Origin of the sequence: Polaribacter atrinae, from assembly GCF_038023995.1 — a bacterium.
Taxonomy (GTDB): Bacteria; Bacteroidota; Bacteroidia; order Flavobacteriales; family Flavobacteriaceae; genus Polaribacter; species Polaribacter atrinae.
The window spans coordinates 2801839-2817790 of the sequence record NZ_CP150660.1; the positions used below are offsets into that span (position 1 = coordinate 2801839).

The 15952-nt window shown below is 33.9% G+C and carries 8 protein-coding genes and 2 rRNA genes; 5 read left to right on the forward strand and 5 right to left on the reverse strand.

The annotated features are described in order from the left end of the window. Nucleotides 1-180: 180 nt before the first annotated feature. A 23S ribosomal RNA gene (locus WG945_RS12210) occupies nt 181-3065 on the forward strand. A 107-nt stretch (nt 3066-3172) separates the two neighbouring features. Then, nucleotides 3173-3282, forward strand: a 5S ribosomal RNA gene (rrf, locus tag WG945_RS12215). A 194-nt stretch (nt 3283-3476) separates the two neighbouring features. On the opposite strand, the gene WG945_RS12220 is transcribed toward rrf, so the two are convergent. From WG945_RS12220 to WG945_RS12240, 5 genes are all read right to left on the reverse strand, one after another. Next, nucleotides 3477-4115 (reverse strand): carbohydrate-binding family 9-like protein, encoded by a 639-nt coding sequence (locus WG945_RS12220; RefSeq protein WP_068449594.1) that lies wholly within the window; start codon nt 4113-4115, stop codon nt 3477-3479. Between the two features lie 479 nt (nt 4116-4594). Then, the gene (thrC, locus tag WG945_RS12225) at nt 4595-5878 is read right to left on the reverse strand and encodes a threonine synthase (RefSeq protein ID WP_068449586.1); all 1284 of its coding nucleotides are present in this window, start codon (nt 5876-5878) and stop codon (nt 4595-4597) included. 92 nt (nt 5879-5970) lie between these two features. Further along, nucleotides 5971-6894 carry a homoserine kinase gene (locus WG945_RS12230; protein ID WP_068449585.1) on the reverse strand — a complete coding sequence of 308 codons (924 nt, stop codon included), beginning with the start codon at nt 6892-6894 and terminating at the stop codon, nt 5971-5973. Between the two features lie 79 nt (nt 6895-6973). Then, nucleotides 6974-9412 (reverse strand): bifunctional aspartate kinase/homoserine dehydrogenase I, encoded by a 2439-nt coding sequence (gene thrA / locus WG945_RS12235; RefSeq protein ID WP_068449584.1) that lies wholly within the window; start codon nt 9410-9412, stop codon nt 6974-6976. Nucleotides 9413-9730: 318 nt separating this feature from the next. Then, nucleotides 9731-11290, reverse strand: a complete 1560-nt coding sequence (locus WG945_RS12240; RefSeq protein ID WP_068449583.1) for a hypothetical protein — start codon at nt 11288-11290, stop codon at nt 9731-9733. 131 nt (nt 11291-11421) lie between these two features. Between WG945_RS12240 and WG945_RS12245 the strand changes: the two genes are divergently transcribed. The 3 genes from WG945_RS12245 to ilvD all read left to right on the forward strand — a co-directional run bounded on the left by WG945_RS12245 (nt 11422) and on the right by ilvD (nt 15950). After that, the gene (locus tag WG945_RS12245) at nt 11422-12597 is read left to right on the forward strand and encodes a 2-isopropylmalate synthase (RefSeq protein WP_082864223.1); all 1176 of its coding nucleotides are present in this window, start codon (nt 11422-11424) and stop codon (nt 12595-12597) included. Nucleotides 12598-12695: 98 nt separating this feature from the next. Next, nucleotides 12696-13817 (forward strand): 3-isopropylmalate dehydrogenase, encoded by a 1122-nt coding sequence (gene leuB, locus WG945_RS12250; RefSeq protein WP_068449582.1) that lies wholly within the window; start codon nt 12696-12698, stop codon nt 13815-13817. 456 nt (nt 13818-14273) lie between these two features. Next, on the forward strand, nt 14274-15950 hold the full coding sequence (gene ilvD / locus WG945_RS12255; protein WP_068449581.1) for a dihydroxy-acid dehydratase: 1677 nt from the start codon (nt 14274-14276) through the stop codon (nt 15948-15950). The last annotated feature ends 2 nt before the right edge of the window (nt 15951-15952 follow it).

The following is a 15952-nucleotide window of genomic DNA, read 5'->3' on the forward strand; positions in this document are numbered from 1 at the left end:
AGCACTAATGATGATTTAAATTGTCAGTGGTGACTCACCACAAGTTCATTGACATATTGGTAAAATGATATCGTAAGAATCAAATAGATAGAGAACGATTAGATTTATCTAATCAAAAATTTTTTTATAAAAATATAAAAGAGTTCATTATAGTGTGGCAACACACTGTAGCAAAAAGTACAATAAGTTAAGTAAGGGCGTATGGCGGATGCCTAGGCTCTCAGAGACGACGAAGGACGTGATAAGCTGCGAAAAGCTACGGGGAGGGGCACATACCTTTTGATCCGTAGATCTCCGAATGGGGCAACCCGTCATGTTGAAGACATGTCACCTAGCAATAGGGGTAAACCCGGTGAACTGAAACATCTAAGTAACCGGAGGAAGAGAAAACAATAGTGATTCCGTTAGTAGTGGCGAGCGAACGCGGATTAGCCCAAACCTATTTTGTTACGGCAAAATAGGGGTTGTAGGGCCACGATATTCGAAGATAAGTGAATTAGAACAGTTTGGAAAGACTGACCATAGAGGGTGATAGTCCCGTAAAAGTAAGCGAATTATAGATAGTGGTACCCTGAGTAGTGCGGGACACGAGTAATCCTGTATGAATCCACCGGGACCATCCGGTAAGGCTAAATACTCCTGAGAGACCGATAGTGAACTAGTACCGTGAGGGAAAGGTGAAAAGAACCCTAAGTAAGGGAGTGAAATAGAACCTGAAACCGTACGCCTACAAGCGGTCGGAGCAGCATTTATGTTGTGACGGCGTGCCTTTTGCATAATGAGCCTACGAGTTACTGTTTCTAGCAAGGTTAATTGATTAAGTCAAGGAGCCGTAGCGAAAGCGAGTCTGAATAGGGCGCTTTAGTTAGTAGTAGTAGACGCGAAACCGAGTGATCTACCCATGGGCAGGTTGAAGCTGTGGTAACACACAGTGGAGGACCGAACCAGTTGACGTTGAAAAGTCTTTGGATGACCTGTGGGTAGGGGTGAAAGGCCAATCAAACTCGGAAATAGCTCGTACTCCCCGAAATGCATTTAGGTGCAGCGTTGAGTAAAAGTTTTATAGAGGTAGAGCTACTGATTGGATGCGGGGGCTTCACCGCCTACCAATTCCTGACAAACTCCGAATGCTATAAAATGTTTCTCAGCAGTGAGGGCATGGGTGCTAAGGTCCATGTCCGAGAGGGAAAGAACCCAGACCATCAGCTAAGGTCCCCAAATATATGTTAAGTTGAAAAAACGAGGTGAAATTGCTTAGACAGCTAGGATGTTGGCTTGGAAGCAGCCATTCATTTAAAGAGTGCGTAACAGCTCACTAGTCGAGCGATTTTGCATGGATAATAATCGGGCATAAACATATTACCGAAGCTATGGATTAACTTTGAAATATAAGTTAGTGGTAGGGGAGCATTGTAATCAGCGTAGAAGGTGTACTGTGAGGTATGCTGGAGTGTTTACAAAAGAAAATGTAGGCATAAGTAACGATAATGGGGGCGAGAAACCCCCACACCGAAAGACTAAGGTTTCCTCAGCGATGCTAATCAGCTGAGGGTTAGTCGGGTCCTAAGGCGAATCCGAAGGGAGTAGTCGATGGATAACAGGTTAATATTCCTGTACTTCTTATAATTGCGATGGGGTGACGGAGTAATGAAAGCAGCGCGAACTGACGGAATAGTTCGTTGAAACATGTAGCTATTAGAACTGTAGGTAAATCCGCAGATTTAGGTGAAATGTGATAGTACCAAGCGTCTTCGGACAATTGGATAGTGTGCCTAAGGGCTTCCAAGAAAAACCTCTAAGCTTCAGATTATAAGAACCCGTACCGTAAACCGACACAGGTAGTTGGGATGAGAATTCTAAGGTGCTCGAGAGATTCATGGCTAAGGAACTAGGCAAAATAGACCCGTAACTTCGGGAGAAGGGTCGCCCATCTTCGGATGGGCCGCAGTGAAAAGGTCCAGGCGACTGTTTATCAAAAACACAGGGCTTTGCTAAATTGAAAGATGATGTATAAGGCCTGACACCTGCCCGGTGCTGGAAGGTTAAGTGGAGGGTTTAGCTTCGGCGAAGATCTGAAATGAAGCCCCAGTAAACGGCGGCCGTAACTATAACGGTCCTAAGGTAGCGAAATTCCTTGTCGGGTAAGTTCCGACCTGCACGAATGGTGCAACGATCTGGACACTGTCTCAGCCATGAGCTCGGTGAAATTGTAGTATCGGTGAAGATGCCGATTACCCGCAGCGGGACGAAAAGACCCCGTGAACCTTTACTATAGCTTAGTATTGGCTTTGGATAAGTAATGTGTAGGATAGGTGGGAGACATCGAAGCAGCGTCGCTAGGCGTTGTGGAGTCGTCCTTGAAATACCACCCTTTGCTTATCTAGAGTCTAACTCAGAGATGAGGACAGTGCTTGGTGGGTAGTTTGACTGGGGTGGTCGCCTCCAAAAGAGTAACGGAGGCTTCTAAAGGTACCCTCAGTACGCTTGGTAACCGTACGTAGAGTGCAATGGCATAAGGGTGCTTGACTGAGAGACATACAGGTCGATCAGGTTGGAAACAAGAGCATAGTGATCCGGTGGTTCCGCATGGAAGGGCCATCGCTCAAAGGATAAAAGGTACTCCGGGGATAACAGGCTGATCTCCCCCAAGAGCTCATATCGACGGGGGGGTTTGGCACCTCGATGTCGGCTCGTCACATCCTGGGGCTGGAGAAGGTCCCAAGGGTTGGGCTGTTCGCCCATTAAAGTGGCACGCGAGCTGGGTTCAGAACGTCGTGAGACAGTTCGGTCTCTATCTGCTGTGGGCGTTAGAAATTTGCGTGGATCTGACTCTAGTACGAGAGGACCGAGTTGGACTGACCTCTAGTGTACCTGTTGTTTCGCCAGAAGCATAGCAGGGTAGCTACGTCGGGAAGGGATAAGCGCTGAAAGCATATAAGCGCGAAACCCACCACAAGATGAGATTTCTTTAAAGGGTCGTTGGAGATTACAACGTTGATAGGTCATAGGTGTAAAGGCAGTAATGTCATAGCCAAGTGATACTAATAACCCATAGACTTATGTACGCTTCCCGCCGAAAGGCGGGAGCATAGACTCTTTATTTATTAGACGATTTAGATATTATTTTACCATATGTTAACTTATACAGTTAAATAAATTTAGCTGAAAATTTTAGGGTGGTTATAGCATTGGGGCTCACCTCTTCCCATCTCGAACAGAGAAGTTAAGCCCAATCGCGCCGATGGTACTGCATTTATGTGGGAGAGTAGGTCGCCGCCTTTCTTTAATACGGACTAAAGTCCGTATCTATTAACCTCAATTCTTACGAATTGAGGTTTTTTTTGCTCTAAATTTAAATGGTTTATTTGTATTAGACATACTGCAAAAAGGTATCATTAATTTCTGCTGTTTGACCTTATAATCTTAATTGGACTGGGGTTATTGTTAGTTGTATCGATAATATTGGGTGCATTGGACTAATTAGCTAGTAATAATTTACCAAAAGAGGTTGGTGTATGAAAATTAGGGATTTTTGTGTTTGGGTTTGTCCAAGTAATCCATGTGGGTTTATAAGTATTATCTTTTTGCTGATTATATTTTGCTCTATAAATTCCTGTTTCAATACTGCGATCTTTTAATAATTTTAAATTCTTTAAAGATTGAAGTGAAATTGTAATTTCTACAATGAAGTTATTTTCATTTATTGATGATTTTATGACTATCTCTTCAGTTGGCCAACACCAATTAAAATCAAATTCTCTATTTGGGCGAGCTTTAAAATCCATAATTCTACCTGTTGTATCCATTTCTAAACAATAATATGGATCTAAAGAAGCATCACTCCTAAAAAATAGTTCTACTCTATCTGAATTATTTATGCTTTCATCTTTATCTATTGAAGGATGAATGTGGGTTTGATGATCTTCTACTATGAATTGAAAAAATATGTTTTCTGAATTATGTACCGCTTTAAATTCTATTTTTTTTACAGGCTTATCATCCCAAGGAGATATAAAATTTGTTAAAGAATCTGCTTCTTTCCAAATTGGGTTATTTCCATCACCTGAAATAATTAATTCTTTTTCTTTTATTGATATTACTCTATAACTATTCATTTTTTTATTTCGATTTGTTTATTTTTTTAACGTCTTAGAAATTTGAATTTGATATATTTTACCATTGATGTTCATAATTAATACAAAATATAAATTGATTGAATTTTACCTTTCTCTGTCAAAAGTTCTGTGTTCTGTTAGTACTTTATGTAAAGTTACTATTTAATTGCCTTAAATCATTTAATAGAAGTGTTTACCGTTCATATAAGTATCCTTCTTTTATCTAATATCTATAGATTTTTATAGTTTTGTACAAGTATTTTAATTTATTTTTAAGCTTGTTAGTTATTGATTTAGGTTTTATATAATAATATTATTTATTCCTGTACAAATTTGAATTAGTTTTTTAATATTTTTTATCACTTTAAAAAATTTCAATTCAGTGTTAATCTTAAAATAAAAAATTCACAAAAAGTAAAAAGTCCTAACAAATTTAATTTGTTAGGACTTTTTACTTTTTATATAAGATTTGTTAATAACTACTTCATTAAGAAATCTTTCAAATCTTGATAATTAGAAGCTTTGTAAGCCACTTTTTTATTATTGATTACCTTTTTAATCTGTGCTGGTATTTCTACTTTTACAGGTAACGTTTCTTCTACTACGTCTAAGAATTTTACAGGATGCGCTGTTTCAAGGAAAACACCAAATTCGTTTTCTTTTAATCCATGTTTTTTTAAACCTAAATAACCAACAGCTCCATGAGGATCTGCAACATAACCAGAATTGTTATAAATATCTTTCATGGTAGCGCGAGTTTCATCATCAGAAAAACTATACGAAGAAAAAGCACTTTTAAGAGCTTCTAAGTCATTATTGAATAATTCTTGTATTCTGATAAAGTTACTTGGGTTACCAACATCCATAGCGTTAGAAATAGTTGCTTTAGATGGTTTTGGTTTGTAAACTCCGTCTACTAAATAATTAGGTACGGTATCATTTACGTTTGTAGAAGCTACAAAGTGTTTAATAGGTAAACCTAATTTCTGAGCCATAATTCCTGCACAGATATTACCAAAGTTTCCACTTGGTACAGAAAAGATTAAATCTTTGTGTTTTTTGTGTAATTCTTTATAGGCAAAGAAAAAGTAAAACATTTGTGGCAACCAACGTGCAACGTTTATAGAATTAGCAGATGTTAATGTCTTTGTAATTTCTTCATCTAAAAAAGCCGTTTTTACCATTTCTTGACAATCATCAAAAACTCCATCAACTTCTAAAGCAGTAATATTCTGACCTAAAGTTGTTAATTGTTTTTCTTGAATGTCGCTTACTTTTCCTGAAGGATATAAAATAACAACATTTACGCCTTTTGCACCTAAAAATCCGTTTGCAACTGCACCACCAGTATCTCCAGAAGTTGCTACTAAAACAGTAACTTCATCGTCGTTATCTTTGTTAAAATACTCTAAACATTGTGCCATAAATTTAGCACCAACGTCTTTAAAAGCCATGGTTGGTCCATGAAACAGTTCTAAAGAAGCGATATTATCATCAACCTTTACTAAAGGAAAATCGAAAGAAACTGTTTTTGCAACAATCTCTTTTAATTTTTCAGCCGGAATTTCATCACCTACAAACTGTTTAATAACTTCATACGCAATTTCGTGATTTGAATAATCAGAAATGTTTTCAATAAAATCTTTTGAAAGTTGTTGAATATTATCTGGAAAATAAATTCCTCTGTCTTTTGCTAAACCTTGTACAACTGCATTTTTAAAAGTTGATATTGGCGATTTATGGTGTAAACTGTAGTAGTTCATTTTTTTTGATTTTGTCTGTAATTGTTAGAGAAACGAAGCAATCTGTTTGTTAGAAAGAGATTACTTCAGTCATTCTTCCTTTGTAATGACGATTATTCTAATATTTTTATTCCTTCGTGATTCACTTTCGAAATAAACATTTCAAAGTCAATACCTGTATTTTTATAACTTTCTTCGATGCTTTTATAAACATCTTTGGCAATTTTATCACCTTTACAAAGTGCAAAAATTGTTGGACCAGAACCACTAATTCCAGCACCTAAAGCACCTGCTTTTGTTGCTGCATTTTTAACATCGTCAAAAAACGGAATTAATTTTTTTCTATGAGGTTCTACTATAATATCTACTAAAGAATTACTAATTAGCTTGTAATTATCGGAATATAAACCACTAATTAAACCACCAACATTTGCCCATTGCGTAACAGCGTCTTTCAAGGCTATTTCTGTTGGTAAAACTTCTCTAGCATCTTTTGTTTTTACTTCTACCTGCGGATGAATGGCTACAACTCTTAATTCACTAGGAACCGGTAATTTTATAATTTCTAAAGGACTGTAGCTTCTCACTAAAACAAAACCACCATATATAGCAGCAGAAACATTGTCTGCAATTGGAGTTCCGCAAGCAACTTCTTCTCCAAACATGGCAAATTTAGTCAACTCTAAGTCCGAGTAAATATTCCCTAATAATTGGTTTGCACCAAAAGCAGCACCTGCAGCACTAGCAGCTGAACTTCCTAATCCACTTCCTGGAGAAAAACCTTTGTGAATTGTTAATTCAATTCCGAAATCTGCGTTTGCTTCATTCAGTATTTTCTTAACAACAGCACTTGCAGCATTTTCATCAACATTATACGTTAAATTTGCACCAGTGATATTTGTTATTTTAACGCCTTTTTCAGTCGTTTTTGTAAAGGTCATTTCATCTCCAATTGCATCAACAGCAAAACCTAGAGAATCGAATCCGCAAGAAACATTAGCAACAGTAGCGGGAGCAAAAATTTTTAAATAATCCATATTTTTTAGTTTGCAGTTTTCAGTCTCAGTTTTCAGTCAGTTGCTAACTGAAAACTGCTACTGTTAACTGAATGCTTTTTTATTTATTTGCAATTCTAATTACATCAGCAAAAATACCAGAAGCAGTAACATCTGCACCAGCACCAGCACCTTTTATAATTAAAGGATTTTCTGGGTATCTGTCTGTAAAGAATAATACAATATTATCACTTCCTTCTAAATTATAAAAAGGATGGTCTGACGGAATGTGTTGTAAACCAACATTTGCTTTTCCGTCAGCAAATTCAGCAACATATTTTAAGCGACAATCTTTGTCATTTGCTTCTTTAAATATATTTTGAAAATGTGCTTCGTTTTTAGTTAATGATGCATAAAAATCATTATTATTAGTGGTTTTTAAACTTTTTTCAGGTAAAAAGGCATTTTTTGCAATGTCTTCTAATTCCATTTTATAACCACTTTCTCTCGCTAAAATTAAAATCTTTCTAGCAACATCAACTCCGCTTAAATCAATTTTTGGATCTGGTTCTGTATAACCTTCTTTCTGAGCTGCAGCAACCACGTCATGGAAAGTTGAATCTGCATTAAAGTTATTGAAAACAAAATTTAAACTTCCAGATAAAACAGCTTGAATTTTATTGACTCTATCGCCAGAGTTTACTAAATTCTTTAAAGTATCTATAATTGGTAATCCTGCACCAACATTAGTTTCAAATAAGAAAGAAGCATTGTATTTTCTAGAAAGATGTTTTAGGTTTTTATAGTTATCAAAACTAGAAGCACATGCGATTTTGTTACAAGTTACTACAGAAATACTATCACGTAAGTATTTTTCATAGATTTCTGATACTTGCTGATTTGCAGTATTGTCTATAAAAACACTATTAATATGATTGCTTTCTTTAACTTTTTTATGAAAACTGTCTAAAGTTGTAGGTTCTCCGTTTTCTAAAGCATCTTTCCAATTATCTAGATCGATACCATTATCATCGAAAGCCATTTTTCTAGAATTAGCAATTCCGATAACCTTAATACTTAATTTTAAGTTCTCTTTTAAGAATTTCTTTTGTTGATGTATTTGAGCTAAAAAGCGCTCACCAACATTACCAACACCAGTTACAAATAAGTTTAACTGTTTTGTTCTTTCTTCAAAGAATTGCTCATGTAACGTATTTAATGCCTTTTTTGCATCGTATTTATTAATAACTGCAGAGATGTTTTTTTCTGATGAACCTTGTGCAATTGCTCTAACATTTACATTATTTCTACCTAAGGCGCTAAACATTTGTCCGCTTAAACCTTGGTAGTTTTTCATGCTTTCACCAACAACCGCAATAATTGCCAAGTTGCTTTCTACAATAATTGGTTTTATTTTTTTCTTGTCTATTTCTATGCTAAAAGTTTCATCCAAAAGCTCTTTTGCTTTTGCAGCATCATTTTCAAAAACACCTACACAAATAGAATGTTCTGATGAAGCTTGTGTTATAAAGACAACATTTATTTTTGCAACAGAAAGTGTTTCAAACAAACGTTTAGAAAAACCAGGAATTCCTACCATTCCACCGCCTTCTAAAGTAATTAAACTAATGTCTTCTATGTGAGAAATTCCTTTTACTTCATTCCCGTTTTTAGGATTCTTGCAAATTAATGTTCCAGCACTTTCTGGTTCAAATGTATTTTTAATTCTGATGGCAATTTCTTTTCTTAAGGCAGGCTGAATTGTTGGTGGATACAAAACTTTTGCACCAAAATGTGACAATTCCATAGCCTCTTCATAAGAGATTTCTGAAATAGGATATGCTTGTTTTACAACTCTTGGGTTGGCAGTATACATACCACTAACGTCTGTCCATATTTGTAATTCGTTAGCCTCTAAAGCGGCAGCATAAATAGCTGCAGTAAAATCAGAACCACCTCTACCTAATGTAGTTGTTTCTTCAAAAACATTAGAAGAAATAAAACCACCTAAAACAATAACCTGATGCTTATTTTCTTCGAAAAATGAAGTGATATTTTTGTTTGTGACTTTAAAATTTACTTGAGCATTTAAGTACTCATTATTTGTAATGATTAAATCTCTACTTTCTTTATGGTTGGCGTCAAATAATTCTTTTGCAGCATTTGCAATAATGTAAGAAGAAAGTCTTTCTCCAAAACTAGAAACTTTTGCAAGTGTTTTGTCAGATAATTCTTGTAATAAAAAGATTCCTTCATATATAGACGTTAATCTATTAAATAGAGATGTAACTTCTTCTGAAACCTCTTGTTTATTTTTTTTAACTAAATCGTCAATAACATTAAAGTGTAGTTCTTTAAGGTTTTCTATAATCTCTTTTGCTACGCTAATATTATTTAAAGCTTCGTTGGCGCCTGCTAAAAGATTATTGGTTGTTTTTCCGAAAGCAGAAACTACTACTGCAACTTTTTGGTTTTTAGATTCTTTAGCAACAATAGCTAAGACTTTTTGTATGTTTTCTGAGTTTGCGACAGATGAACCGCCAAATTTTAATACTTTCATTTCTAATGAATAGTTTGTGTAATTAAATATTTTATTGAGTTTGTTTCGATGTTATTCGAAACAATATATAACCTGTGGTGATATGAATATAGCAGAACCCCTAAAGGGTAATTGTTGTAGTTGTGCGGATAATTGTGCGCATAGAAGTATAAACTACGTTTGTAGTTTTAGAAGAATTAGTATGTGTATACGATAAATTCACAAGACAAAAATAGGAGTATTATTTAATCTTTTGCCTTTTGGTAGAGATTATTTCCTGAAATTTAATGATTTATGCAGTATTATTAAAAATATGCTATTTCTAATGTAATTTTGATATTATTTACTAATTGGTTTTATTTTTTCTTTAATTATTAGAGCAATCGGTTTATTCTGAATTTTACTTTCTAACCAAGATAAGATATCTAGGTATAGGAAGGCTCTTTTTTCATAAGGATGGTTCTCGAATTTCTTTAATTTGGCATGAATTTTCTTAAACTCATTTCTTATTTCATGCGGAAAAACATCGCTTAAATCTCTAATAGAAGTTAGAAAAACTTTTTGAACTTCTTGTAAATTTTCCATTTTTAATAAAAACTTGTAGGTGTCTACAAACTGTCTTTCTAAGTCGTAATCTAATCCACATTCATAATGTGCAATTAAGTTTAAGATACGTGCAAAACATTGTAAATCTTCTGCAGAGCCTATGTTTTTAGACTTAATAATCTTTTGTAAATAGATAATACATAACTTGTTTTTACCCATTCCAAAATACAAACAAGCAATTTTGTAGTATAGTAAAACGATGTAATGATTGTCTAATCTGTTTTTATATTTATCAATTTTATTGTTGATAATATCAACCAAATATTCTCCTTTTTCAAAAGAACCTTCTAAGAAATGAAAATGTAATTTGTTAGAATACAGATATAGAAATATTAACAACTCTGTATTGGTATTCATTGGTATTTCTTTTTGATCTATTTCAGACTCAAAAAGGGATAATTCTCTTTTAAATGTAGATACTTTTTTTACTAAAAATGAAGCTTCTAGTAAGTAGTTCTTAGATTTTAAATAGAAAACTGGGTGTGTATTTATTAGTTTTGGAGAATCAAATAAGTCGACACATTTTTTAGCGTATTTATAGCTCAATAAAAAATCTTGCACTAAAAAACTATGCCATAAATGTGCTTTGTATAACCATAGTTTTTCACGAAAACCTAGTTTCTGATAATCATATTTTGGCATTCGGTCACTAAAGTATTTGTCCACAAACTCTAGCTCTTCTATATTTTTTACATAACCATTTTGTATTAAATGACTGTATAGTTGTAAAGATAGGTTAGAGAGTTTACTGGCAATTACATTGTCTTGGCTTAGTTCTTTTGCTTCAATAGAGAGTTGGTTTGCTCTATTACTTAAACTTCTTGTTATGTATTGTGTTTCAATTACTTTTTCTAGCTCTACAATTTCGTAAGCAATATTTTTTTCTTCTGTATCTAAAGCCATGTGTTTGGCTTTTTCTAGCAGTTTTAAACTTTGTTTGTATAATCCTTTTTGGTATAAAACAGTAGCAAAATCTAATTGTTCTCTAATTTGAATTCGTACATTTTTATGAGCAGGATTTAAACGTAAACTAATTAAAATCTGTTTATATAAATGTGCCTTTAGGTTAGAGAGTTGTTGTTTAGAAACAATTCCGCTACCAATGATCACTTTTTCATCATATACTTTAAGTTTTTCTAAAAATTTAAATAAAGAAAAAAACTTAGCATCGATGTTTCCACCTAATCTTCCTACATATAAATTAAATTGCCTCTTTTCTGATTTAGTTAAAGACTTAATTAAAACAAATAGAGCATCATTTTGTTGATTGGCTGATGTAACATTTTTACTCATAAAAAACTGGTAATTAGGTGTTTGAGTTTTTATAGGTGATATTAGAAATCGTACGGAACTGTAAAAATAACTATTTATTTTAAGTTCAATATATACATTTGAGTTTAAATAAGATAATCTTTACAGAAATTATGCAAGATAACAAGGTTCAAATTTTTGATACAACATTGAGAGATGGGGAGCAGGTCCCTGGGTGTAAGTTAGATACAAAACAAAAATTGGTAATTGCTGAAAGATTAGATTTGTTGGGTGTAAATGTAATTGAAGCTGGTTTTCCGGTTTCTAGCCCAGGAGATTTTATTTCAGTAACCGAGATTTCAAAAATTATAAAAAATGCAACAGTTTGTGGGTTAACCAGAGCTGTAGAAAATGATATTAAAGTAGCTGCAGAAGCACTAAAGTATGCAAAATACCCAAGAATTCATACGGGTATTGGTACCAGTGATTCTCATATAAAATTTAAATTTAATTCCTCTAGAGAAGAAGTAATAGAACGTGCAGTAAAAGCAGTTTCTTATTCTAAATCTTTTGTAGAAGATGTGGAGTTTTATGCAGAAGATGCAGGTAGAACAGATAATGAATATTTGGCAAGAGTTTGTGAGGCAGTTATTAAAGCAGGAGCAACAGTTTTAAACATTCCAGATACAACAGGATATTGTTTACCAGAAGAATATGGTGCAAAAATTAAATATTTACGTGAAAACGTAAAAGGAATAGATAATGTTATTCTTTCATGTCACTGTCATAACGATTTAGGTATGGCAACAGCAAATTCAATAGCAGGTGTTATAAATGGTGCACGTCAAATAGAGTGTACAATTAATGGTATTGGAGAAAGAGCAGGTAACACCGCGTTAGAAGAAGTAGTTATGGTGTTAAAGCAACATCCATATTTAAACCTAGAAACAAGTATCAATACAAAACTATTGTATGATACAAGTATAATGGTTAGAGAAAGTATGGGGATGCCAGTACAACCAAACAAAGCTATTGTAGGTGCAAATGCATTTGCGCATAGTTCTGGTATACATCAAGATGGCGTAATCAAAAACAGAGAAACATATGAAATTATGGATCCTGAAGATGTTGGTGTTACAGAAAGTGCTATTGTTTTAACTGCAAGAAGTGGTAGAGCAGCGTTGGCGTACAGAGCTAAAAAGGTTGGTTATGAATTAACTAAAGTGCAGCTAGATATTGCTTATGATGCTTTTTTAAGTACTGCAGATAAGCAAAAAGAAGTAAAAGATGATGATATTCATGCTATTATGAAAGAGGTTGGTAAAATTTCTAAAGTAGCAACAGCATAAAAAAAACTTTGTCTTCAGGGGTAGTTGTGAATTTTAAGACAACTATTTTAAAATAATCAACTACCTTTGATAAACAGAATAATTTTTACAAGTACAGGATGAAATATACAATTGCAATAATCCCAGGAGATGGTATTGGACCAGAAGTAACCACACAAGCAAAGAAAGCTTTAGATGCTGTTGCAGAAGTTTACGACCATATATTTTTATATAAAGAAGCTCAAATGGGCGCTTGTGCAATTGATAAAACGGGTGATCCATTACCGCAAGAAACCATAGAAATATGTAAAAATGCCGATGCAATTTTATGTGGAGCTATTGGAGAATTAAAGTATGATAATGACCCAACCTTAAAAATAAGACCAGAACAAGGTTTGTTGCGTTTAAGACAAGAGTTAGAATTGTTCTGTAATGTAAGACCTGTAAAAGCGTATCCTAAATTACTTAAAAACTCTCCTCTTAAAAAAGAGATCATTTCAGGAACAGATATCGTTATTTATAGAGAGTTAACATCTGGAATATACTTCGGAAAAAAAGAAATAAGTGAAGATGGTTTAAAAGCATCAGACGTTTGTTCTTACACCGTAGATGAAATTTCTAGAATTACACACTTAGCTTTTAAAGCAGCTCAAGACAGAAAGAAAAAAGTAACTTTAATAGACAAAGCAAATGTTTTAGCAACTTCTCGTTTATGGAGAAAAACTGTTGCAAAAATTGGGGAACAATACCCAGACGTTGCTTTAGATTTTATGTTTATAGATAATGCAGCAATGCAAATTGTATTAAACCCAAAACGATTCGATGTTATTTTAACAGAAAACCTTTTTGGAGACGTTATTTCAGATGTAGCTTGTGTTATAGGAGGTTCAATTGGTATTTTAGCATCTAGTTCGGTAGGAGAAAAAAATGCATTATTCGAGCCAATTCACGGTTCATATCCGCAAGCAGCGGGTAAAGATATTGCAAATCCTTTAGCGTCTATTTTATCAGCAGCATTAATGCTAGAACATTTAGGTTTACATGATGAGGCAGATGCGATACAAAGAGCTGTAGAAAAATCATTAGACTTAGGTATTACAACACAAGATTTAAAAGGGAAAAACCAATACGCTGCTTCCACAGCAAAAGTGGGCGATTTTATTGCAGATTATATAGCAAACCAAGAAGATAGTAATATGAATTTTAAAAACATTCATATGGGGCAAAGTACTATTATTTAATTTTTTTAGAAGCTATTTCCAGCTTTCATTACTCGCTTTTTTTGAGAAAAACAAAAAAGAGCTCAAACAGACCATTCAATCTGGGCTAGACTTGTTTACAAGCGGTTATCAATAAAAAAAATATTAGTTGCGTATTTAAATATTAATCGCAATATTTACACCAATGAAAAAACAATTATTAAATATTATTTCTATTATCAATGTCAACGTAATTATTACGAATTGGTAAGGAAGTGATATTTATATTTTTTATAAACGAACCTTCCATTAAAATGGAAGGTTTTTTTATGATTTTATTTTAAAGATTGAGTATCATATTAAAACGTTATTAAAAAACTGAAAAACAGTTCTTTAGGTGGTTTTTTAAACACGTGAATTTAAAGATTATTATTGAATTTTATTCAATGAAAATACAGAAACATAGTAATTTAGACAACAAATTGAAGAAAACATTAAATGAAACTAAATAAACACAGTAGCAGATTAACACAAGATGAATCTCAACCAGCATCACAAGCAATGTTGTATGCGGTAGGTTTAACGGATGAAGACATGCAGAAAGCGCAAGTTGGTATTGCGAGCACTGGTTATGATGGTAACCCATGTAATATGCATTTAAATAACTTGGCAGCAGAAGTCAAGATTGAAAGCAAGATTGCAGGTTTAGTCGGTTTAGGATTCAATACAATAGGAGTTTCAGATGGTATTTCTATGGGAACTTCTGGTATGAATTACTCGTTAGCTTCTAGAGATATTATTGCAGACTCTATAGAAACTGTAATGAATGCTCAAAGTTATGATGCTTTAGTTTCTGTTGTTGGTTGTGATAAGAACATGCCAGGAGCAGTAATTGCAATGTTACGTTTAAACCGCCCATCAATTATGATGTATGGTGGTACCATTGCATCAGGAAATTATAAAGGAAAAAAATTAAATATTGTTTCTGCTTTTGAGGCTTTAGGTCAAAAAGTAGCAGGAGAAATAGAAGAAGAAGAATATAGAGAAATTATAAAAAGAGCAATTCCAGGAGCTGGGGCTTGTGGTGGTATGTATACTGCAAATACCATGGCTTCTGCAATAGAATGTATGGGGTTCTCTTTACCTTATAACTCATCTATACCGGCAGAAAATCCTAATAAATTATCTGAAGCAGAAAGAACTGCTTTAGCTATTAAAAATTTATTAGAATTAGATTTAAAGCCTTTAGATATCATTACTAAAAAGTCTTTAGAAAATGCAATTGCAATTGTAAATGCTTTAGGCGGATCTACAAATGCAGTGTTACACTTTTTAGCAATAGCACACGCAGCAGATATTGAGTTTACGTTGGCAGATTTTCAAAGAGTTTCAGACAGAACTCCGTTAATAGCAGATTTAAAACCATCTGGTAAATATTTAATGGAAGATGTGCACGGAATTGGTGGAACGCCTGCAATTATGAAATATTTATTAGAGAATGGATATTTACATGGAGATTGTATGACGGTTACTGGTAAAACATTGGCAGAGAATCTTGCAGATGTAGAAGCAATGGAATTTGATGAGCAAGATGTGATTTATCCAAAAGATAAGGCATTAAAATCATCAGGAAACATTCAAATTATATATGGAAACCTTGCAACAGAAGGAGCAGTAGCTAAAATTTCTGGAAACGAAGGTTTACTTTTTGAAGGAAAAGCTGTTGTGTATGATGGTGAACAAGCTGCAAATACAGGTATTTCTAATGGAGAAGTAGAAAGAGGAGATGTAGTCGTCATTAGGTATGTTGGACCTAAAGGAGGACCAGGAATGCCAGAAATGTTAAAACCAACTTCTTTAATTATGGGAGCAGGTTTAGGTAAATCTGTAGCTTTAATTACAGATGGTCGTTTTTCTGGAGGAACCCATGGTTTTGTGGTTGGACATATTACACCAGAGGCACAATCTGGAGGTGCAATTGGCTTATTAGAAACTGGAGATAAAATTAGAATTAGCGCAGAAGACAATTCGATTAACGTTTTATTATCTGATGAAGAGTTAGCTAAAAGAAAAACGAAATGGGTTGCACCACCATTAAAACATAAAAAAGGAATTTTATACAAATACGCAAAATCAGTAGCATCTGCATCTAAAGGATGTATAACTGACGCTTAATA

Coding starts and splice junctions, on each gene's coding strand:
- WG945_RS12220 (WP_068449594.1), bottom strand. CDS start 4,115: ATGAATAGTTATAGAGTAATATCAATAAAAGAAAAAGAATTAATTATT.
- thrC (WP_068449586.1), bottom strand. CDS start 5,878: ATGAACTACTACAGTTTACACCATAAATCGCCAATATCAACTTTTAAA.
- WG945_RS12230 (WP_068449585.1), bottom strand. CDS start 6,894: ATGGATTATTTAAAAATTTTTGCTCCCGCTACTGTTGCTAATGTTTCT.
- thrA (WP_068449584.1), bottom strand. CDS start 9,412: ATGAAAGTATTAAAATTTGGCGGTTCATCTGTCGCAAACTCAGAAAAC.
- WG945_RS12240 (WP_068449583.1), bottom strand. CDS start 11,290: ATGAGTAAAAATGTTACATCAGCCAATCAACAAAATGATGCTCTATTT.
- WG945_RS12245 (WP_082864223.1), top strand. CDS start 11,422: ATGCAAGATAACAAGGTTCAAATTTTTGATACAACATTGAGAGATGGG.
- leuB (WP_068449582.1), top strand. CDS start 12,696: ATGAAATATACAATTGCAATAATCCCAGGAGATGGTATTGGACCAGAA.
- ilvD (WP_068449581.1), top strand. CDS start 14,274: ATGAAACTAAATAAACACAGTAGCAGATTAACACAAGATGAATCTCAA.